Origin of the sequence: Spirosoma radiotolerans (assembly GCF_000974425.1) — a bacterium.
Taxonomy (GTDB): domain Bacteria; phylum Bacteroidota; class Bacteroidia; order Cytophagales; family Spirosomataceae; genus Spirosoma; species Spirosoma radiotolerans.
On sequence record NZ_CP010429.1, the window covers coordinates 1,543,184 to 1,562,833 of the forward strand.

General features: G+C 50.3%; 18 protein-coding genes. 12 read left to right on the forward strand and 6 right to left on the reverse strand.

Annotated features, from left to right (window positions below; genetic code table 11):
* Positions 1-93: 93 nt before the first annotated feature.
* Positions 94-987, forward strand: coding sequence for an alpha/beta fold hydrolase (locus SD10_RS05985; RefSeq protein WP_046376124.1), 894 nt, complete (start codon positions 94-96; stop codon positions 985-987).
* A gap of 57 nt (positions 988-1,044) precedes the next feature.
* On the opposite strand, the gene SD10_RS05990 is transcribed toward SD10_RS05985, so the two are convergent.
* Positions 1,045-1,917: an AraC family transcriptional regulator gene (locus tag SD10_RS05990; protein WP_046376125.1), complete on the reverse strand. Its 873-nt coding sequence runs from the start codon at positions 1,915-1,917 to the stop codon at positions 1,045-1,047.
* A gap of 135 nt (positions 1,918-2,052) precedes the next feature.
* Here SD10_RS05990 and SD10_RS05995 point away from each other — a divergent pair, with 135 nt between their 5' ends.
* The 3 genes from SD10_RS05995 to SD10_RS06005 all read left to right on the forward strand — a co-directional run bounded on the left by SD10_RS05995 (position 2,053) and on the right by SD10_RS06005 (position 7,924).
* Positions 2,053-2,943: a sugar phosphate isomerase/epimerase family protein gene (locus tag SD10_RS05995; RefSeq protein ID WP_046579117.1), complete on the forward strand. Its 891-nt coding sequence runs from the start codon at positions 2,053-2,055 to the stop codon at positions 2,941-2,943.
* 67 nt (positions 2,944-3,010) lie between these two features.
* Positions 3,011-4,123 (forward strand): Gfo/Idh/MocA family protein, encoded by a 1,113-nt coding sequence (locus SD10_RS06000; protein ID WP_046376126.1) that lies wholly within the window; start codon positions 3,011-3,013, stop codon positions 4,121-4,123.
* A 33-nt stretch (positions 4,124-4,156) separates the two neighbouring features.
* Positions 4,157-7,924 (forward strand): PVC-type heme-binding CxxCH protein, encoded by a 3,768-nt coding sequence (locus tag SD10_RS06005; RefSeq protein WP_046376127.1) that lies wholly within the window; start codon positions 4,157-4,159, stop codon positions 7,922-7,924.
* A 98-nt stretch (positions 7,925-8,022) separates the two neighbouring features.
* On the opposite strand, the gene SD10_RS06010 is transcribed toward SD10_RS06005, so the two are convergent.
* The 3 genes from SD10_RS06010 to SD10_RS06020 form a co-directional block, all read right to left on the reverse strand.
* On the reverse strand, positions 8,023-8,880 hold the full coding sequence (locus SD10_RS06010; protein ID WP_227699157.1) for a sensor histidine kinase: 858 nt from the start codon (positions 8,878-8,880) through the stop codon (positions 8,023-8,025).
* 236 nt (positions 8,881-9,116) lie between these two features.
* Positions 9,117-9,593 (reverse strand): hypothetical protein, encoded by a 477-nt coding sequence (locus SD10_RS06015; RefSeq protein WP_046376129.1) that lies wholly within the window; start codon positions 9,591-9,593, stop codon positions 9,117-9,119.
* 75 nt (positions 9,594-9,668) lie between these two features.
* A complete protein-coding gene (locus SD10_RS06020; protein WP_046376130.1) occupies positions 9,669-10,199 on the reverse strand; it encodes an RNA methyltransferase in 531 nt (176 codons plus the stop codon).
* Positions 10,200-10,291: 92 nt separating this feature from the next.
* On the opposite strand from SD10_RS06020, the gene SD10_RS06025 reads away from it, so the two are divergent.
* The 4 genes from SD10_RS06025 (at position 10,292) to SD10_RS06040 (ending at position 14,308) form a co-directional block, all read left to right on the forward strand.
* A complete protein-coding gene (locus tag SD10_RS06025; RefSeq protein WP_046376131.1) occupies positions 10,292-10,534 on the forward strand; it encodes a hypothetical protein in 243 nt (80 codons plus the stop codon).
* Entirely contained in the window at positions 10,534-10,950 is a 417-nt protein-coding gene (locus SD10_RS06030; RefSeq protein WP_046376132.1) for a putative toxin-antitoxin system toxin component, PIN family, read from the forward strand. The genes SD10_RS06025 and SD10_RS06030 overlap by 1 nt, the downstream gene beginning before the upstream one ends.
* 150 nt (positions 10,951-11,100) lie before the next feature.
* Complete coding sequence (gene mutS / locus SD10_RS06035; protein ID WP_046376133.1) at positions 11,101-13,776, forward strand: DNA mismatch repair protein MutS; 2,676 nt, start codon at positions 11,101-11,103, stop codon at positions 13,774-13,776.
* Between the two features lie 28 nt (positions 13,777-13,804).
* Positions 13,805-14,308, forward strand: coding sequence for a Rad52/Rad22 family DNA repair protein (locus SD10_RS06040; RefSeq protein ID WP_046376134.1), 504 nt, complete (start codon positions 13,805-13,807; stop codon positions 14,306-14,308).
* Between the two features lie 129 nt (positions 14,309-14,437).
* On the opposite strand, the gene SD10_RS06045 is transcribed toward SD10_RS06040, so the two are convergent.
* Both SD10_RS06045 and SD10_RS06050 read right to left on the reverse strand, forming a co-directional pair.
* A complete protein-coding gene (locus SD10_RS06045) occupies positions 14,438-16,648 on the reverse strand; it encodes a M28 family peptidase (protein WP_052731089.1) in 2,211 nt (736 codons plus the stop codon).
* Between the two features lie 148 nt (positions 16,649-16,796).
* The gene (locus tag SD10_RS06050; protein ID WP_046376135.1) at positions 16,797-17,519 is read right to left on the reverse strand and encodes a DUF4292 domain-containing protein; all 723 of its coding nucleotides are present in this window, start codon (positions 17,517-17,519) and stop codon (positions 16,797-16,799) included.
* 187 nt (positions 17,520-17,706) lie between these two features.
* On the opposite strand from SD10_RS06050, the gene SD10_RS06055 reads away from it, so the two are divergent.
* From SD10_RS06055 to SD10_RS29970, 4 genes are all read left to right on the forward strand, one after another.
* Entirely contained in the window at positions 17,707-18,930 is a 1,224-nt protein-coding gene (locus tag SD10_RS06055; protein ID WP_046376136.1) for a nucleoside permease, read from the forward strand.
* A 62-nt stretch (positions 18,931-18,992) separates the two neighbouring features.
* Positions 18,993-19,190: a hypothetical protein gene (locus SD10_RS06060; protein ID WP_046376137.1), complete on the forward strand. Its 198-nt coding sequence runs from the start codon at positions 18,993-18,995 to the stop codon at positions 19,188-19,190.
* Positions 19,181-19,438 (forward strand): hypothetical protein, encoded by a 258-nt coding sequence (locus SD10_RS29965; protein WP_227699158.1) that lies wholly within the window; start codon positions 19,181-19,183, stop codon positions 19,436-19,438. The genes SD10_RS06060 and SD10_RS29965 overlap by 10 nt, the downstream gene beginning before the upstream one ends.
* The gene (locus SD10_RS29970) at positions 19,426-19,647 is read left to right on the forward strand and encodes a hypothetical protein (protein WP_227699159.1); all 222 of its coding nucleotides are present in this window, start codon (positions 19,426-19,428) and stop codon (positions 19,645-19,647) included. The genes SD10_RS29965 and SD10_RS29970 overlap by 13 nt, the downstream gene beginning before the upstream one ends.
* The last annotated feature ends 3 nt before the right edge of the window (positions 19,648-19,650 follow it).

The following is a 19,650-nucleotide window of genomic DNA, read 5'->3' on the forward strand; positions in this document are numbered from 1 at the left end:
AAATACCTGAAATAGCGATTTAGTTCTAACTATTCCCTGCCATTACAGTTCTATTTGCTGAATAGAATAACTCAACTAGAAAAACCTTACGTTATGAGCTACATCAAAGCAGGAACTGATGCGTCCGGGAATGACATTAAACTCTTTTATCAGGATTTAGGAACCAGTACGGGCGCTGCCGGGGCAACGGTTGTGCTGATTCATGGCTGGCCCTTGAGCCACGAAATGTGGGATTACCAACTGGCCGAACTACCCGCACACGGCCTTCGGGTGGTGGCTTATGATCGTCGGGGTTTTGGTAAGTCGAGCCAGCCCTGGGATGGATATGATTACGACACGCTGGCCGATGATCTGAAAGCTGTTCTCGACGAGTTGAACCTGCAGAATGTAACGCTGGTGGGCTTTTCGATGGGCGGGGGCGAAGTAGCCCGGTACATGAGCCGTCATGGTGGTGCACGGGTAGCCAAAGTAGCCTTCGTAAGTGCCGTAACGCCTTATCTGCTCAAAACAGATGATAATCCAGACGGCGTCGACCAGGATGTCTTTGACGAGATAGCCGAGAATATTCAGAAAGACCGGGCAGCTTTCCTGCAAACATTTGGCAAGCAATTTTATGGTGTAAGCCTGCTTAGTCAACCCGTGAGTCAGGCCCACCTTGATGGTGATTTTGCCCGCGCTTATGTGGCGTCTCATAAGGCGACGCTCGAATGCGCTAAGTCGTTTTCTCAGACGGATTTTCGGGATGATCTAGCGCAGATTCGGGTGCCTGCGTTGATTATTCATGGTGATGCCGATAAGACGGTGCCCATCGAGGCATCGGGCGAACGAACCGCCAACGCCTTGCCAAACGCGCAGTACATCGTTTATGATGGCGCTCCTCACGGCTTGTTCATTACGGAGAAAGATCGCTTAACGGCCGACTTGCTTGCCTTTATTCAGGAGGGCGTTGTGGTGCGGGAGCCAGAAGGAACGACTACTTTGTATTAAACTTCACTTAGCTTCTTATAACAAAGCGGCTTACCCCTAAACGGGTAAGCCGCTTTGTTATAGTTGTCGGTATGTTTTTACGTAGGCCGACGGCGTCTGGCCGGTAATATCCTTGAATTGTCGGTTGAAGTTCGACAGGGTTCGAAATCCACTCTCAAAGCTGATCTGGGTGATGTTTAGTTTTCCATCCATCAGTAATTTACAGGCATGCCCAATACGAACCTCGGAGACAAATTCGGAAAAGGTTTTGTTAGCCCGTGTTTTAAAATACCGACAAAAAGCGGGTGATGTCATACCCGCAAGATCGGCAATGGTATCCAGGCTGAGATCGTCCGGAAAGTGCCCCAACACATAATCATGTACCAACTGCATTCGGTCGGTTTCAGTGGGCTTCACAGTGTTCGTATACCCTGGACTGGTCAAGTGCCGGTAATCGGTGGCCCGTGAAAGGTCGTTCAGCAACGTTAGCAGGCCGAGCACCCGATCGAAGCCAACGGCTTGATTGGTTAGGTTATGAAGGGCCATTTCTGCCCGACTGCGCGTATCTTTCGTCCATTCAAGACCTTGCCGGGCCTGATCGAGCAATTGACGAATCGGTGCCATTTCCTGCCTGGTAAAGAAATCGTTTCCCAGAAAATCTTCGGTAAAGTAAACGACAATGCCCCGGGTTTTTAAGGTTGACTGCCGATCAAAGTAAACCTGGTCACTTCGCCAAAGATGCGGCAGGTTTGGGCCCAGAAAAACCAGATCGCCGGGACCAAACGGCTTAATTGAATCACCAATAAAGCGGGTTCCCGTCCCTTCTTCCACCAGAAACAACTGGTATTGCGGGTGGAAATGCCAGTTGGGGTCAAAGTGAGGCTCCACTAGTTTTTTTACAATGAATGAAGCCGCAACGGGTTCAAGGTCTTTACGGAGAGGCTGTTTCATTCAGTAGTTGGTTTTTAACACAAATTACGGGTAATAATTATAAAATAGGCAAAAATAGAGTTGAAATTAGCTAATCAAGGCTAAACGGCGAAGATAAGGAGTATTTATATTTGTTTGATTTTTTATGGAACGAATATGAATAAGGTAGGAATGAATATGTTCGTCTGGACAATGTCGATGGACGAAGAGTTGGCTGGTACGTTCGCGTTCCTAAAACGAAGTGGCTTCGATTTCGTTGAAATCCCAATCAACACGCCGGGTAACATCGAGAAATGGACGCGCATTGGTCAGCAACTTAACGAAGTAGGTTTGGGGGTTCAGGCTTGCACGCTTTGTGGCTCGGAGCATAACCTGATAAGCCCTGATGCGTCGGTTCGTCAGGCGGGTATCACACACCTGAAACAAGTTATTGACTGCTGTGCCGTGGTTGGTGCGCCAATCCTGATGGGACCATTTTATGCGGGCTTCAAGATGTTTACGGGTAAGCCCGCTACAGCCGATGAGTGGAACTGGTCGGTGACCAGTATGCGTGAGGTAGCTGATTACGCGCAAACGAAGGGCGTTGTGTTGGCTGCCGAATACCTGAACCGGTTTGAAACCTATTTGCTGACCTGCGCCGACGATCTGGTACGGTATGTAGAAGCCGTTGACCACCCTAACTGCCGGGCTGCTTTCGACACCTTCCATGCCAATATCGAGGAGAAAAACATAGGCGATGCCTTACGTACATGTGCACCGTATCTGGTTCATGTACAGATTTCAGAAAATGATCGTTCCACACCCGGTAGGGGCCATGTCAACTTCAACGATGTGTTTAGCGTGTTGAAAGACATTAACTACGAAGGGCCGATTGCTATCGAAGCGTTCGGCCCGAATCCGCCCGAACTGGCAGCTGCCACGCATATTTTTCGGCCTATGTTCGAATCGCCCGAGCAGTTGGCTATAGACGGACTTGCCTTCATAAAGAGCGAGAGCGTGAACCGGGTCGCCGGGGCGGAGCGAAAGAGCGAATTGATCGCGTCATAACTCTATTTTGTTCATGTAATCTGGTATCTCTTCAGCTTTCGCTTATTTACTCATTCGCTCTTTAAGTATGATTAACATCGCTATTGTCGGACTCGGATTCGGGGCCGAATTTATTCCAATTTACCAGCGGCATCCTAACACCAATATGTATGCCATTTGCCAGCGTAACGTCGAAAGACTAAACGAAATAGGTGATGCGTATGGCATTGAAAAACGCTACAGTAACTACGACGAATTGCTGGCCGACCCAGCCATTGATGCTGTCCACATCAATTCACCCATCCCTAACCATGCCGAGCAGAGCCTGAAAGCCCTGCGGGCCGGCAAACACGTCGCCTGTACGGTGCCTATGGCAACGACCGTGGAGGAGTGTATGGAAATCGTGAAGGCCTGTAAGGAGTCAGGTAAAAAATACATGATGATGGAGACAGTGGTGTATAGCCGCGAGTTTCTGTTTGTGAAAGAGTTATATGAAAAGGGCGAACTCGGGAAAGTGCAGTTTCTGAAAGCCAGCCACCAGCAGGATATGGATGGGTGGCCCGACTACTGGCCCGGTCTGCCTCCCATGCACTACGCAACCCACTGCGTAGGACCCGTAGCGGGTTTGCTTAAACTCGAGGCCGATTATGTGTCTTGCTTTGGATCGGGCACCATTCGGGAAGAGTTGGCCAAAATTCACAACTCGCCGTTTGCGGTCGAGTCGGCGCATATTAAATTTAAGAACAGCGATTTGTCGGCTTATGTCTATCGGTCGCTGTTCGACGTGGCCCGGCAATACCGGGAGAGTTTCGAAGTGTATGGGGATAAAAAATCGTTTGAGTGGCAGTTGATTGAGGACGACCAACCGGTTATTCACACTGCCAAAAAGCCAGAGCCGGAGATTCCGGAGAAAGTGACTGTTCCTGATTATGGCCGGCTGTTGCCTGCTGAAATTGCCGGCTTTACGACCAAAGGTGTGTATGATGCGGATGAACAGCAACATTTGTCGTTTACACAGGGGGGCGGCCATGGGGGCTCACACCCGCACATGGTGCATGAATTTGTATCGGCCATCGTTGAAGACCGTGATCCGTTCCCTAATGCAGCACAGTCGGCCAACTGGACGAGTGTGGGTATTCTGGCTCACGAATCAGCTTTACAGGGTGGAGCATTGATTAAATTACCTGATTATACGATGTAGAACCGCCCTTGCCGGCCGGTTATGATAAAAGTTATGAAAAAGATACTCACAGCAATTGGGGTAGTACTGGTTCTTGCCCAATGTGCCCGCCAAACGGCGACACAAACCGCTAGTCGGCAGGAATCCCTGAAGCCGCGCCGGACGGAAATCCTGTTTCTGGGCGATAACGGGCACCACCGGCCCATTGAGCGGGTGCCGCAATTAATGGCCGCGCTGGGCAACAAGGGCATTAACATTACGTATACGGATAAACTGGAAGACCTGAACGCCGACAACCTCAATAAATATGACGGCCTGCTGATTTTTGCCAATTGGGACAGCATCGGAAAGCCACAGGAAAAAGCGTTGCTCGACTATGTAGCCTCGGGAAAAGGGCTTATTCCCGTTCACTGTGCGTCGTACTGTTTCCGAAATTCAACCGAATACGTCGATAAAGTTGTGGGCGGGCAGTTCTGGCGCCACAAAATGGACACCATTCAAACCCATTTTACGCAGCCTAACAACCCAATTGTAGCAGGTCTGCCTTCGTTTAAAGCGTACGACGAAACGTATCTGCACAGCCATTTGCAAGCCGACAACAACGTGCTGGCCGTTCGGGATATTAAAGCTGATCAGGCATCAGATAAACCTAATGTCAAGGAAGAACCTTACACCTGGACACGGCAGTATGGTAAAGGGCGGGTATTCTACACTGCTTATGGGCATGACGAACGCACCTGGAGCCAGCCCGGATTTCAGCAACTGCTGGAGCGGGGTATTTTGTGGGCAGTCGGCGACGACGTGAAAAAGCGGCACGACGACCTGAAGCCTCAACCTTTCGCGTATACGGAAGCGCAGCTACCGAACTACGAAAAACGCCCTGGTCCACAGCTGGAACAAAAACCTCTTTCGCCGGAAGAGTCCATGAAGCACCTTCAGGTGCCCGTGGATTTTACGCTCGATTTGTTTGCCCACGAGCCAAATGTGATGCACCCCATAGCCATGGCCTGGGATGAACGCGGACGGCTTTATGCGCTGATTACGAAAGATTATCCCAATGAGCGCAAGCCCGAAGGTGGCTCCGATTACATCGTTATTTGCGAAGACACCGACAAAGACGGCAAGGCCGACAAGTTCACCAATTTTGCCGAAGGGCTGAGCATTCCAACCGGGATGGCTTTTGGCAACGGCGGCCTCTATGTGTCGCAGGCACCGCATATGCTGTTCTTACAGGATACAAACGGCGACGACAAGGCTGATGTGAAGAAGATCGTTTTTACGGGTTTTGGTACGTTCGATACCCATGCTGGACCGAGCAATTTGCATTATGGGTTCGACAACTGGATTTGGGGAAGCGTGGGGTATTCGGGCTTTAAGGGAAAGGTGGGTGCCGACAGCGTGAAGTTCTCGCAGGGATTTTTTCGCTTCAAACCCGACGGATCTAAACTTGAATACGTAACCAGCACATCGAACAATACCTGGGGGCTGGGTTTCTCGGAAACGGGCGATATTTTCGGGTCAACCGCCAACAACTCGCACGGCTGGTACATGGCCATTCCTAATCGGTATTACCACGGTGCCGCCCACATTCGCGAAAATGGCAGCCGTAGCACGGATACCCACAAGGACATGAAGCCCATTACCGAAAAGGTTCGGCAGGTGGATGTCTTTGGTGGCTTCACGGCGGCTGCGGGGCATAATTTTTATACGGCCCGCGCCTTCCCGAAAAAGTACTGGAACAAAATTGCCTTCGTCGCTGAACCAACGGGCCACATTCTGCACCAGAACGTGATGCAGAAAACGGGTACTAATTTCGAAGATGCGGAAGGCTTCAACCTGGTAGCGGGGGCCGATGAGTGGTTTGCACCGGTGTTTGCCGAAGTTGGTCCCGATGGGGCCGTCTGGGTCGTTGACTGGTACAGTTTCATCATTCAGCACAACCCAACGCCTAAAGGGGCTACCAACGGTTCGGGTAATGCGTATGATACGCCCCTTCGTGATTTTACGCATGGTCGAATTTATCGTGTCGGGTACAAAAATGCACCCGCTTATACGCCAATGGCCTTGAGCAAAGACCGCCCGGCGGAACTGGTAGCTGCGCTGAAAAACACAAATATGTTCTGGCGGACAACGGCGCAACGTTTGCTGATTGACCGGAACAATAAAGACGTAGTGCCCCAACTCATTGCACTGGTGAATGATCAATCTGTGGATGAAATTGGCATCAATCCGGCCGCCATTCATGCCTTGTGGACCTTGCAGGGGTTGGGTGCTCTGGATGGATCGAACAGTGCCGCGACGCAGGCTGCTATGGGCGCCCTAAAACATCAGGATGCTGGCGTTCGTAAAACGGCCATTCAGGTATTGCCACACACACAGGAAACCGCTGGCACGTTGCTAAGCGCAGATTTGCTGAATGATAAGGAACCGCTGGTTGTACTGAATACGGTGCTGGCTCTGTCGGAATCTCCGCAAAGTGACGCCACGGAAAAAGCAATTCTTGCCCGTCTCGATAAAGCCACCGAAACCAATGATCGTTGGTTGCCCGACGCCTTCGCCTGTGCTTTGACGGGGCAGAATGGGCAACTTCTGAAAAAATACATGGGGCAACTAGCCATGAGCGCGCCTTCTCAGCCGAAACCTGCCCACGACATGAGCAGTCATTCGACCAAGGGGCACGGTCCTAGCGCGCCCGAGCAGAGAGCCACCGTAACGCCCGCTGGTAATCAGCCCGACCTGGTGGTAGCGGCCATTCGGACAACACCCGAGTCGCCTTCGGTTCGGGAGGGAGCCCGTATTTTTGTGGACGTTACCAACGCTGGGGGCGTGGCCATTCCGGCCGGGACCGTTATTCCGATGTCTGTCCGAATTGAAGGCCCAAAGGGTAATCTGGAAGGTGCCAAGATCAACTTTGTGAGTGTGACGCACGATACCGGCATCAAACCCGGTGAAACGGTAACCATCAGCAAGTCGAATAACGGCCCCTGGGTTGGCGACATGGGCGTACTGTTTGAGCGCCCCGGTGACTACACGATCTCCGTTATGCTCGACCGGGAAAACGCCATTGCCGAAAGCAACGAACAGAACAACAACGCGACCCATACGCTCGTTTACCGTGCCCCGCAAAGCCTGAGTGCTTATGCGCTGGAGCGGGCCACGCGCAGCTATGCGTCCGTAGCGCCTGTCGACTCGATTGTTGCCTTGCTGCGGCAAAGCCAAAAACTGGGGTCTATTCAGGGCGAAGCCATTATGAAAGGGGTTTTGGAGGGTTGGAACATGAAGCAGACGGCTCAAGTCCGGGATGCGGATAAGACATTTCTGGCTAGCCTGACGAATACCGTATCGACCGATAACCGCGAACGGCTAGCCCGCCTATATGAAGTATGGGGCTTGGCCAAAACCGAACCCACCGATCCCAATGTAGAAGTCGTTCGGATGAAAACGGTTCGGGAAGAAATGCGCTTTGACAAGAAAGAGTTTACCGTGACAGCCGGTAAACAAGTTGAGATCGTATTGGAAAATCCCGATGCCATGCAGCATAATCTGGTCATTGGCAAACAAAAGAGCATGGAGATTATTGGAGCCGCTGCCGACAAACTGATTACGGCCAAAGATGGTGCTGAAAAGAACTATGTGCCCTCGATAGCGCAGATCATTGCGGCCACGCCGTTGGTGAACCCGGACCAAACGTACCGGCTGAAATTCACCGCGCCCGCTACGCCTGGTGATTACCCATTCGTATGCACATTTCCCGGCCACTGGCGGATGATGAATGGCATTATGAAAGTGACAAAAGCCCCTGTAGGCATAAGCGCCAAATAACCTACACCGTTTAAAAGACAACGGGCAGCCATCGAATGATGGCTGCCCGTTGTCTTTTAACAGGCCTGTAATCAGGTGGCTGTTGGCCTTGTCAGATTTTAGCCAGAAGTGGGAGGTAAAATAGAGGGTGGCGGAATTTGAATGATAAACTCACTACCTTTTCCCTGTTCACTTTTTACCCATACGGTCCAGTTATGCGACTGAACGATTCGCTGCACATAACTGAGTCCTAATCCGAAGCCTTTGACACTCGCCTGGCTGCGGTCATGAACCCGAAAAAAAGGCTGAAAAATCTGAGAAATTAATTTGGCTGGAATTCCAACGCCTTCATCGCGGACGGCGATGGTCAGGCCATCCTGATCGGCTCGGGTCCGAATCATGATGCGAGGCTGATCCGAACTGTATTTTACGGCGTTATCGAGCAGATTGTACAGCACATTTGTTAAATGAAGCCGGTCGGCCAGAATGTGCGAGTCTGCGTCGAGCAGCCTCAGCGTCAGGTATTCACCATGTCGTTCGGCTACTGAGTGAAGCAGTTGATGGAGTTGAATGGGCTCCAGGTTAAGCGTTAGCGTGTTGCGGTCAGCGCGAGCCAGAGTCAGCATCGTTTCAACCTGGTGTTGCAGCCGCTCTGTTTCCTCCCGAATGATGCGGACGTATTTTTCAGTTCGTTCAGGCTGATTACGGGCAATAGGAGAATCCAGAATATCGGCGGCCATTCGAATGGCCGTAATGGGTGTCTGGAATTCGTGGACAATTGAATGCAGAACTTCTGTTTGTACCACGGATCGCTGCCGTCGGCGCAGCCACCACCATAGCCCATAGCCTGCCAGTGTTTGCAAAGCTAAAGCCAGGGCAAACAGGATGAGCCATTCAGATGATGGATTGCCTGTAGGGTCGGTTGTTGACAGCGACAGCCAGCTTCTAAACCCACAGCCAGCTGTGAGTATCAACACAAAAGCGAATATTGATAGAGGAACGGCAGTTGAACGGTAAGGCATAAAGCCGTCTTAAATTAGATTAATCGTCTGTTCGGGATTAAGTAAGGACTAGTATCATAAGCAGATATAGCCTATAGTAGACGAGGTCTCATTGTAAATGTCACACTAAGATGCCTATAAAAATAATAGGCTACAACAAAAATGCCCGCGAAAAGCGGGCACTCAATAAATAGTGATTGTACTGAATGGTACTAGGCGTTTTCTTCCGGGGTTGCTACGGGTGCCGCAACAGGATTGGTCGCTTTAGCGGCTGCTGGGCGGGTCGTTTTTGGGGCGGCTGGTTTTGCGGCCGTTGATTGGGTGCGTGCTGGGCGGGAAGTTGTTTTCGGCGCTGGTGCTTTTGTCGCGGTGTCAACCGCTTCAGAAACGAGTGCAACGGCTTTCTTGGCGGTACGTTTAGCGTTTTTCTCGGCTTTTTGGGCGTTTTTCTTCGCTTTAGACGCTTCTTTTTTTAATTTCTTTTCGCTCGACTTCACTGGCTTAGCCACCTTCTTTTCGGCCTTCTGCATCAGTTTAGCTAATTTTTTGGCTAGTTTATCCGCCGATTTCTCGATGGATTTTTTCATTTTTTTTGTAGCCTCACCCGCTTCGCTGAGCTTGGTTTGAATCGAACTGGCGATATCGGATGCCAGCGATTTGTGTTTGGTTTTTGCCGTTTTGTTTGCCATTTGACTTGAAAGAAAAAAATTTACAAATAAATACGGTTTTTTAGTGACAATCAAAAGTCTAATGTTAAGTTTTTGTTACATTTTCTGGAGAAAGTCCCAGCAAATAATCCCGGCTGTGACAGCAATATTCAGCGAATGCTTGGTGCCATACTGGGGAATTTCGAGCACCAGATCCGCCAGTTGAATGATCTCCTCCCGAACGCCCGTTACCTCATTACCCAACACAAACGCATAGGGTTTGTTTGACTCAGGGACAAAATCGGCCAGTGACGTACTGCCTTCAGCCTGCTCCACAGCGGCTACCAGCCAACCGTTGGCCTGGAGTTGTTTAACAAGCGTAATGACATCGGGCACGTGTTGCCAGGCAACCGACTCTGTAGCGCCAAGCGCTGTCTTGGTAATATCGCGGTGGGGCGGCTGCCCGGTGATGCCACCCAGGTAAAGTTTCTGAGCCCGAAAGGCATCGGCCGTACGAAAGACCGAGCCTACATTGTTCAGGCTACGGATGTCATCTAAGATCAGGCAGTACGGAAATTTTTCAACGTCTTTGAAATCAGAAACCGATAGCCGGTTGAGTTCGTCAAGAGCGAGTTTGCGGAGAGGCATTAGGTGTAGTTAAATGGAAACTAAGTTGTAAAGAACGGAAGAAGCTCGAAAATAGTTAGTTTTGGGAGTAGAGATCTATAATTAGCTGAACTATGGTATCCGAAAATGCCCATGCTGGTAAGTTGACTGACTTACAAATCAGCTTGCTGCGTTTATTCGATCAAGGATTGAATCAGCAGCAGACATTAGAGATTCGTCGCTTGCTAATGAATCATTTTTCCAGTCAACTCACGGAAGAGGTAAATCGTGCAGTAGAGGAAAAAGGGTATACCGAAGATGACTTTCATCGGATGCTGGTTGATGACGACTTCCCCGTAACCCGCAAAAAGAGTTGATGCGGGTTGTTATTGATACGAACTGCCTACGGGCTTCTATTCCCCCGAAGAGTCCTTTCTATGACCTTTATCGCTCTTTTGAAGAAGGGTTATTTACCTGGTATGTCAGTACAGAAATTTTACTGGAGTATGAGGAGATCCTTAGCTTGACGTACTCTGAGCTGACGGCCCATCTTGTCCTGCACACATTAACTGTAGCCCCGAACATCGTTTTTGCCGAACCATTCTACCGGTGGGAGCTCATTGAAAGTGACCCGGATGATAATAAATTTTCGGATTTAGCTATTGGTGTCAATGCCGATTATCTTGTCAGTAATGACAAGGATTACGCCATTCTTGAGAGAATCAGTTTTCCTTCATTAACCGTTATCAGTCTTCAGGAATTTTTAGCATTACTACGAGGTGTGGATAACTAAAATGCTGTTGTGTACGGCTTCGTATTGAAATGGGTAAACGCGGGCTATATCAATAATTAGGCTAAGATAATTGTTCCGTCTCTTTGCTTTTGGTCTCGTTTTTCCCCTGAAAAATCACTATTTTTGTTAACGACAATCCAACGAAAATCAGTGAAATCAGCCACCGCAGCAAAGCCACAAGTCAAGAAAAACGAAACGCCCCTCAACCGACAATACAACCAGATTAAAGCCAAATATCCCGGCGCGCTGCTGCTTTTCCGTGTCGGTGATTTCTACGAAACCTTCGGCGAAGATGCCGTTCGGGCCAGCAAGATTCTGGGCATCACCCTGACCAAACGAAACAACGGCGGATCGAATGAAGAACTGGCTGGCTTTCCCCATCACTCTCTCGATACCCACCTGCCTAAACTCGTTCGGGCGGGCGAGCGGGTTGCCATTTGTGACCAACTGGAAGACCCGTCGGTGGCAAAAGGAATCGTTCGGCGCGGGGTTACCGAACTGGTAACGCCCGGTGTTTCATTCAACGACAATGTGCTCGATACCCGGCGTAATAATTACCTGGCTGCGGTCCATTTTGGCAAGGGCAGTGCCGGTAATCCGGATGATCAGTTTGGTATCTCTTTTCTGGATATTTCAACCGGCGAATTTTTGGCATCGCAGGGAAATGCGGCTTATGTCGATAAACTGTTGCAAAGCTTCAATCCGTCGGAGGTGCTCTATTGCAAGCGTAATCGGCAGGAGTTCGGCTCCCTGTTTGGCGATAAATTTCACACCTATACGCTCGAAGACTGGGCGTTTACGTATGACTTCGGGTACAACTTTCTGAAGCAGCATTTTCAGACGACCTCTCTCAAAGGATTTGGTATTGATGGGTTGCCCGACGGGATCATTGCCGCTGGTGTCATTCTGCACTACCTGAACGAAACAGAGCACAAGGACCTTCAGCACATAACCCGCGTAACCCGGCTCGAAGAAGACCGGTATGTTTGGCTGGATCGCTTCACCATCCGCAACCTCGAACTGACGACCGCCCAGCAGGAGGGAGGCATTCCATTGATTCAGATTCTCGACCAGACGGTTACGCCGATGGGCGCTCGACTGCTGCGCAAGTGGCTCAACCTGCCACTCAAGGAGAAAGCCCTGATCGACGAACGACTCAATATGGTTGAACTCCTCGTCAACGACATCGACCTGGCCGATACGATGGTAAACCACTTGCGGCAAATCGGCGATCTGGAGCGTCTGGTCTCGAAGGTGGCCGTACGGCGTATCAGCCCGCGTGAGCTGCTGCAACTGAAACGGTCGTTGCAGCATGTGCTGCCCATCAAAGAGTTATTGATTACGGCGCTGAGCCAGCATGAATCGCCTGGCCTTCACGCAGGATCCCTTAAAAAGTATGCGGATCAGTTGAATCCGGTTTCGTTCCTGCTCGACCGTATTGAAACGGAACTGCGCGAAGATCCACCGACACTCGCCAACCAGGGCGGCATGATCAAGCCGGGAATCAATGCGGAGCTGGATGAACTAACCGCGATTGCCTATTCGGGAAAAGATTACCTGCTGCAATTGCAGGAGCGCGAAGTGCAGCGGACGGGCATAAGCTCGCTCAAAATAGCGTATAACAAAGTGTTCGGGTATTACCTGGAGGTGACCCATGCGCACAAAAACCGCGTCCCTGACGATTGGATTCGGAAACAGACGCTGGTGAATGCAGAGCGTTACATCACCCCGGAACTCAAAGAATACGAAGATAAAATTCTGAACGCCGAGGAGCAGATCTTCCAGATCGAAGCCCGGATGTTCAACGACATGGTGATTGCGGCCGGTGAGTACGTAGGGGCCATTCAGCAAAATGCCCGGGTGCTGTCGGTGCTGGATGTGCTGGCTTCGTTTGGCCGGGTTGCGGTTAAAAATAAATACGTCCGACCGTCGATCAACGAAAGTAAAGTGCTGAATATCAAAGACGGAAGGCACCCGGTCATTGAGCAACAATTGCCCCCCGGCGAGCCGTATATTCCCAATGATATTTATCTGGACGACGAAACCCAGCAGATTATCATCATTACCGGGCCCAATATGGCCGGAAAGTCGGCGCTGTTGCGCCAAACGGCGCTGATTGTCCTGATGGCCCAGTCGGGTAGTTTTGTGCCTGCATCGGTAGCCGAACTGGGGCTGGTCGACAAGATTTTTACGCGGGTAGGGGCGTCGGATAACCTCTCGCGGGGTGAAAGTACGTTTATGGTCGAAATGACTGAAACGGCCAGTATTCTTAACAACCTGAGCGAACGAAGCCTGATTCTGATGGACGAAATCGGACGTGGTACGAGCACGTATGACGGCGTTTCGATTGCCTGGTCCATTACCGAATACCTGCATAACAAAACAGATTGTCGACCGAAAACACTGTTTGCCACCCATTACCACGAACTAAACGACCTGGCAACGGACAACCCACGGATCAAAAATTACAACGTCTCGGTGAAGGAGCTGGGTAACAAAGTGATCTTTTTGCGTAAGCTAAAAGAAGGCGGCTCAGAACATAGCTTTGGCATTCACGTAGCCCAGATGGCCGGTATGCCCGCTCAGATCGTTAGCCGGGCCAATGAAATTCTGAAGCAGTTGGAGTCATCGCACCATCGGGAGAACAACCGGGAAAAAATTCGGGAAGCCGTGCCTCAGGAACGCGAACTGGCCCTGCGTATCATCGAGTCCGGCGATCCGAAATCCGAAGCAATTAAGGAAAAACTACGCACCATCGACGTAAATCGCCTGACACCCATCGAAGCCTTATTGAAGCTGAATGAACTGCTGAAAATGGCGGAGTAAGTAAACCCAAGTAAACAACGAACAACTAATGGAACTGAAAGCATTAACTGCTCCACTAACGGTACAGGAAATTGAATGGCGCGTGCAAAGCCAAACCAAAGATGGCCAGAAGATCATCGTCGTGCCGTACATTACCAATCGCTGCGTGATGCAGCGGTTCGACGACCAGTTTGGCTGGGCAGGCTGGCAGAATGAAATCAAGGAAATCGAAGGTGGATTTTTGTGCACCATCACGGCCATTTTGCCGGGTGGCGAGATTGTCCGGAAAACGGACGGGGCCAGCCGCACCAGCGTTGAACCCGTCAAAGGCGGCATCAGTGATGCCATGAAACGCTGTGCCGTTCAGTTTGGACTGGGCCGGGCGCTGTATGATTTTCCGAAAGTAATGATCGAGACAACGGACAAGTATATCCCCAATTGGGCCACGCCTTTGTTGGATAAGATGGTCGAGAAGATCAATTCAGGGGGCGTTGTGCGCGATGTTGTAGTCCTTAAACCCGAACACGCCAAACCAACGGCGAAAGCGGTGTAAACCGGTTTACGGTTTGTAGTGTACGGTTGAGTGTCCGTGGCCCGTGAGGACACGGGCCACGGATTCCTATCGTGCACCAGCAACCGTAAATCCCGGCGGAGAACCGCACAAACCGTAAACTACATACCCTTACTTATTGCCGCTCCCAATCGCAGCGGGGGCGTTTCCACCTCCCAGCCCCTGTGAAATAACGAGCAACTTATCGCTCAGTGTTTGAATCGCTTTCTTATAGCGAACTTCCAGATCGGGCAGGTTCGCCGTCGATTTCAAGGATGCTTCATAAAGCAGGCCCGGCAGCATCCACGAAGCATAGCCACTGTTCGGGTCCGACGATGCATAAAGCGATTTGTACCAACCCCCAAAGGCGTTGCCTTTTGGATCAATGAACGACCGCTCCAGCAGACGTAATTCTTTGTTCAATTCCACAAGTTTATCCGTACGACCGCTTTTCAGGTAATTCTGCCGGGCCAGTTCACAGGCGTCGGCATTCTTTTTCAGGTCGGCAACAGCATTCAGTAGCGGATTAATCGAGTAGGTCGGCGCATAGGCCTGAATGGCTTTTTCTGCCGCTTTCAGGTGAACGGCCAGATCGGTCGGGTAGCGGGCCAGGTCATAGGGAACCAGGTCGGCATTGGCTAACCGCATGGTCATGGTTCCGACAACCTGTTCCATCATCGGTCCCATTTTATACGTCGGATCGGCAAACTTGTCATAGAAATACAAATCGTCGTACTGCGAATGATATAACGTTGGTCCCTCCATGCCCGCACTCAACGACGGAATACCAATGTGCATGTATGGCGCAATGTGGTCGGAGCCGCCACCCAGGTTACCAATGGTGGGCTCGCCTGCTACCAGCGCCGGAGCCGATGATCCCGTGACGCGTGTAGGATTTCCGGCGGCTTTGTGGCCCATCCAGTGCTGGTAAACCGTCTTATTTGAATCAGGGTATTGAACAGACTGCGTGGCTTCAATGATGAGCTTTTTCATGGAGGGCGATGCACTCGCGCCAAACGTCCGTCCCGACACGGCCGCATCGTAATTCATATAGGCAACGGCCTTCTGCGACAGTTCGTCTCGAAACTGCTCGCTCCACTCCGCCGAACCGATCACACCCGGCTCTTCGGCATCCCAGTGGCATACTTTAATGGTACGCCGGGGCCGCTGTCCGGCTTTGGCCAGTTTGCCCATTGTTTCAGTCATGCTCAATAGCATAGCCGTACCTGAATTGGGGTCCGTAGCGCCATACGACCAGGCGTCATAGTGGCAACCGGCAATGATCCACTCGTCCGGGAATTCAGAACCTGTTAGCGTTCCCACCACCTGATAAATTCGTTGAATCGTTTTTTCCTGTTTCACCATCAATCGCACTTTCAGGGCAGGGCCACCTTCCAAGCGGTAGGTGTAGGGCAGACCGCCCTGCCAGCCCGCCGGAACGGGTCGTACGCCCGCCATCCGCTTCAGAATTTCGGTAGCTGAGCCATAAGGCAGGGGCGTCACCGGGATTTTGTGCAGACCTACGGCGTTCTGATCGAGCCGTTTAGGCGTATTCTTGGCATCCATGGGCAGGGCCGCTTCGCCGGGTGTGAGTGGGTCGCCGGTATAAGGTGTTGTCAATAAAGAACCCCGCTGAATCACACTTTCGCTGTAGTACGGACCTTCGGGAAAAGTAAGGCCACGCATGTAGCCGCTATCGGCAGGGTCCGTAAAAATGATGACGCCCACTGCCCCGTCTGCCTGCGCAAACTGCGCTTTATAGCCCCGGAAATTGCCGCCATAGCGAGCCAATACAATCTTTCCCTTTACCGAAATGCCCATGGCTTTCAGTTGCTCGAAATCTTCCTTCCGCCCATAGTTGGCGTAAACGACCTCGGCAGTGGCATCGCCCGAGCCCGACCAGGCATTGTAGCCGGGAGTCAGGCGGGGGTCGCTGCTATATTTATCTTCTTTAAAGAGAAATTCCCGGATGTTCAGGGGTTGGCGAATCGGTTCGACCAACTCAACGGCTATTTCACCAGGACCTTTTGGCAGCAGCACATCATGCGGATAAATATCTACCTGCCAGCCCGCCTTGCGCATGGTTTCGGCAATGTAGTCACGGACGTGTTCATTCTCAACCGAACCGGTCAGGTGGGGTACGCTGCTGAGTTTTTCGAGGTGGTTTTTAAAGGCGGCCGATGATTGTTTGGCTTTGAACTCGGTTTCGAGCTTAGCCTGGGCCGCCTGACGGGCAGGCGCAAAGCCACTGAGTGCCGGAGTCGATTGAGCATGCGCGGCTACCCCGCCAAACAGCAGAGCGAGCGTTCCACAAGTGATTTTCAGTAAAGAGGTATTTTGCATAAGAATCAGATTGTATAATTCTCAAATATCGCTATTTACTACGGTTAAATTATTGAAATGCAAATGAATAATCGGCATAAAAAAAGAGACGATTAGTCGTCTCTTTTAATAAGGCAGGCAAAACCTGCGTTAGAAAAGCGATGCTCCGTTATTTGGGCATAGCGAAAATTGTTGGGTCAATTTTAGAATTGAACACCATGTTGGATAACGTCATGGTTACAGGACCCGGCATGGCGGGGCTATTGAGTTCTAAGGCTGTGGGAACAGTTAATCCGTCGAGGGTTTTATAACCACTGTATTTAACGCTTACTTCGCCCGATTGTCCTTGCGCATTAACCATAGTTTTCATGCTGTTCAGTTGATAAGTAGTCGCGTCGACATAATAATTGGCTACACCTTCAGGTCTTGTTACTTTCAGGTTGAACACATCCTTTTCGCCTTGTTTTTCCTTACCAACTAATTCGACCGGGTATTTTTTATCCTTTGCCGTATATAAGTCAGCGCCCATAACCGACGTATTTCCTTTCATTATTTTTACCTGATCTTCAGGTAAAGCTTGTGGGGATGTGCTACCTCCCTGCATAGGATTGATTGTCCATCCTTTATCACCATCGATAGCCTGCGTAATTTGCTGACCCATGACAGAAATATCATTACGGTAGGATTGGCCAACGATAACAGCACTTTTCGCGCTCATATCCATACCCATTATATTCATACTCTGGTCATATTGAAGCGTTTTGACCGCGGCTAATTTGTCGGCTCCGCCTAATGCGGCAATGTTTTTGTCGATTACTTCGGCGGCAGTCTGGGCAAAAGATAAAGCTGGAATGGCCACCAGGGCCATAAGAGTAATGAGTTGCTTTTTCATGTAAAAGATGAGTCAGATAGTTTGTAAAGATACAGAACCTGCCTATAAAACGTTGGCAAGTACCAGCATAGTTGACAATTGTAAAATTCATTTCCGGTCAATTGGCAACTTTCGGGCCTGATTGGCTTGCAGGGCTGACAGGTGTTCGTTACCTTCATCAGCTTAAAACTTAACTATATACTTTACGATGCTGTCAACGACCCGCGTCAAGCTTTCTATCATGATGTTCCTCCAGTTTTTTGTCTGGGGTTCCTGGTACGGTCAAATGAGTAAGTACCTTCTAACTCAACTTCATGCCACGGGCGATCAGGTTGGTAATGCTTATGCCGCTTTTTCGCTGGCTATGATCATTGCTCCGTTCTTTGTTGGGATGATTGCTGACCGCTACTTCGCGGCTCAAAAAGTACTCGGCGTGCTGAATCTGCTTGGTGCCGTGGTCCTTTATTTTATCACACAGAATACAAATCCTGATAACTTTTTCTACCTCATTCTGGCGTATTGCATCACCTTTGCGCCAACGCTGGCGCTGACGTCGTCCATTGCCATGCAGCAGATGTCCAGTCCTGAAAAAGAGTTTCCCGGTATTCGGGTGCTGGGTACGGTTGCCTGGATTATTGTGACCAACATTGTGGGCTTTTACGGTTTCGGCGACAAGGTAACCATCTTTCAGCTATCCATGTATTCGGCCGCAGCGCTGGGTATTTTTGCGTTTTTTCTGCCCAATACACCACCCAAAGCCACCACGTCAACATCGGTTTCACAGATTCTCGGGCTGGATGCGTTCAGACTTTTCAAGGATCGGTCGTTCGCCATTTTCTTCCTGTCGTCGGTGCTGATCTGCATTCCGCTGTCATTTTATTATGCCATGGCAAACCCGTCGCTCACAGATGGCGGTATGCTGAACGTTGAAAATAAAATGTCATTGGGGCAGGCATCCGAAGTCATATTTATGCTGCTTATTCCGCTGGCCTACACACGGCTGGGGGTTAAAAAAATGCTGGTTGTCGGACTGGTCGCCTGGATTGTGCGGTTTATCTGTTTTGGTTATGGCGATGGTGGTGCTGGCGAATGGATGCTTTATTTAGCCATCGTTCTGCATGGCGTTTGCTACGATTTCTTCTTCGTAACGGGCCAGATTTATACCGACAACAAAGCGGGTGAAAAGATAAAATCGTCGGCGCAGGGATTGATTTCACTCGCTACCTACGGCATTGGCATGGGCATTGGTTCCAAGCTGTCGGGTATGGTGCTGGACATGTATACCCGGCCCGACGGTACCAAAGACTGGCTATCGGTCTGGCTTGTTCCGGCGGGTATTGCGGCTGCCGTCCTGATCGTGTTTGTGCTGTTGTTTACGGACAAGAAGCGGGTACAAACAACGAAAGACGAGTTGGTGCCCGGAAATTTGTAAGTGAATGGACAATGCATACGATCAGTTACGTTGGTCGTATGCATTGTCTATAACTATACGGTATGGAAAAGAAACGGCGGATTACATTCTATACGGACCTGAATGGCCCCCATAAAGATCAGATACGGGAGCAGGTTGCCATGACGCCCGAAGAGCGGTGGCGGGTGTTCATCAAGCTACGTAAAATGTATTTTGGCTTAATGGGTGAACCGCCAAAATTGCCTAAACGTATCACACTAACGAGGCCACCATGGATGTAGAAAATTCGGAGTTCTTGGACTTCGTCGTGGCTGCTGATGCTAACAAACTAGAGTACATTCTTATTGATGGTTTAGCTATGATCCTCAATGGGGCCGTACGGTTTACTCAGGATGCTGATCTTTGGCTTGAACCCAGCAACGAAAATAGAGACCGTTTCATCAAGGCACTTTGTGCATTTGGTTATGACGAAGAGGATGTTCAGGGAATGAGGGATACTGAATTTACGATATACCTATGGATGTATTGACAAGCGTGCATTATAACTTAGCTTGTTATGCATGCCGAAAACGGGCAAAAGCATTTACGACCAAAGGCGGCCAGGTAATTTATTTCCTGCACATTAATGACCTGCGGGAAACCAAAGTACTGGCCCGTCGTACGAAGGATTTAAACGATATTCTGATGATCGACGAGATCATTGAGGAGGTAAAAAAGCAGGGTAGCTCACCCGAGTAACCG

Bases quoted from the DNA above. Each gene is read 5' to 3' on its own strand.
- SD10_RS05990 (WP_046376125.1), bottom strand. From the start codon at position 1,917: ATGAAACAGCCTCTCCGTAAAGACCTTGAACCCGTTGCGGCTTCATTC.
- SD10_RS06050 (WP_046376135.1), bottom strand. From the start codon at position 17,519: ATGAAAAAGCAACTCATTACTCTTATGGCCCTGGTGGCCATTCCAGCT.
- SD10_RS06025 (WP_046376131.1), top strand. From the start codon at position 10,292: ATGGTATCCGAAAATGCCCATGCTGGTAAGTTGACTGACTTACAAATC.
- SD10_RS06060 (WP_046376137.1), top strand. From the start codon at position 18,993: ATGGAAAAGAAACGGCGGATTACATTCTATACGGACCTGAATGGCCCC.
- SD10_RS05985 (WP_046376124.1), top strand. From the start codon at position 94: ATGAGCTACATCAAAGCAGGAACTGATGCGTCCGGGAATGACATTAAA.
- SD10_RS06000 (WP_046376126.1), top strand. From the start codon at position 3,011: ATGATTAACATCGCTATTGTCGGACTCGGATTCGGGGCCGAATTTATT.
- SD10_RS05995 (WP_046579117.1), top strand. From the start codon at position 2,053: ATGAATAAGGTAGGAATGAATATGTTCGTCTGGACAATGTCGATGGAC.
- SD10_RS29965 (WP_227699158.1), top strand. From the start codon at position 19,181: ATGGATGTAGAAAATTCGGAGTTCTTGGACTTCGTCGTGGCTGCTGAT.
- SD10_RS06055 (WP_046376136.1), top strand. From the start codon at position 17,707: ATGCTGTCAACGACCCGCGTCAAGCTTTCTATCATGATGTTCCTCCAG.
- SD10_RS06005 (WP_046376127.1), top strand. From the start codon at position 4,157: ATGAAAAAGATACTCACAGCAATTGGGGTAGTACTGGTTCTTGCCCAA.
- SD10_RS06030 (WP_046376132.1), top strand. From the start codon at position 10,534: ATGCGGGTTGTTATTGATACGAACTGCCTACGGGCTTCTATTCCCCCG.
- SD10_RS06015 (WP_046376129.1), bottom strand. From the start codon at position 9,593: ATGGCAAACAAAACGGCAAAAACCAAACACAAATCGCTGGCATCCGAT.
- SD10_RS06040 (WP_046376134.1), top strand. From the start codon at position 13,805: ATGGAACTGAAAGCATTAACTGCTCCACTAACGGTACAGGAAATTGAA.
- SD10_RS06020 (WP_046376130.1), bottom strand. From the start codon at position 10,199: ATGCCTCTCCGCAAACTCGCTCTTGACGAACTCAACCGGCTATCGGTT.
- SD10_RS29970 (WP_227699159.1), top strand. From the start codon at position 19,426: ATGGATGTATTGACAAGCGTGCATTATAACTTAGCTTGTTATGCATGC.
- SD10_RS06045 (WP_052731089.1), bottom strand. From the start codon at position 16,648: ATGCAAAATACCTCTTTACTGAAAATCACTTGTGGAACGCTCGCTCTG.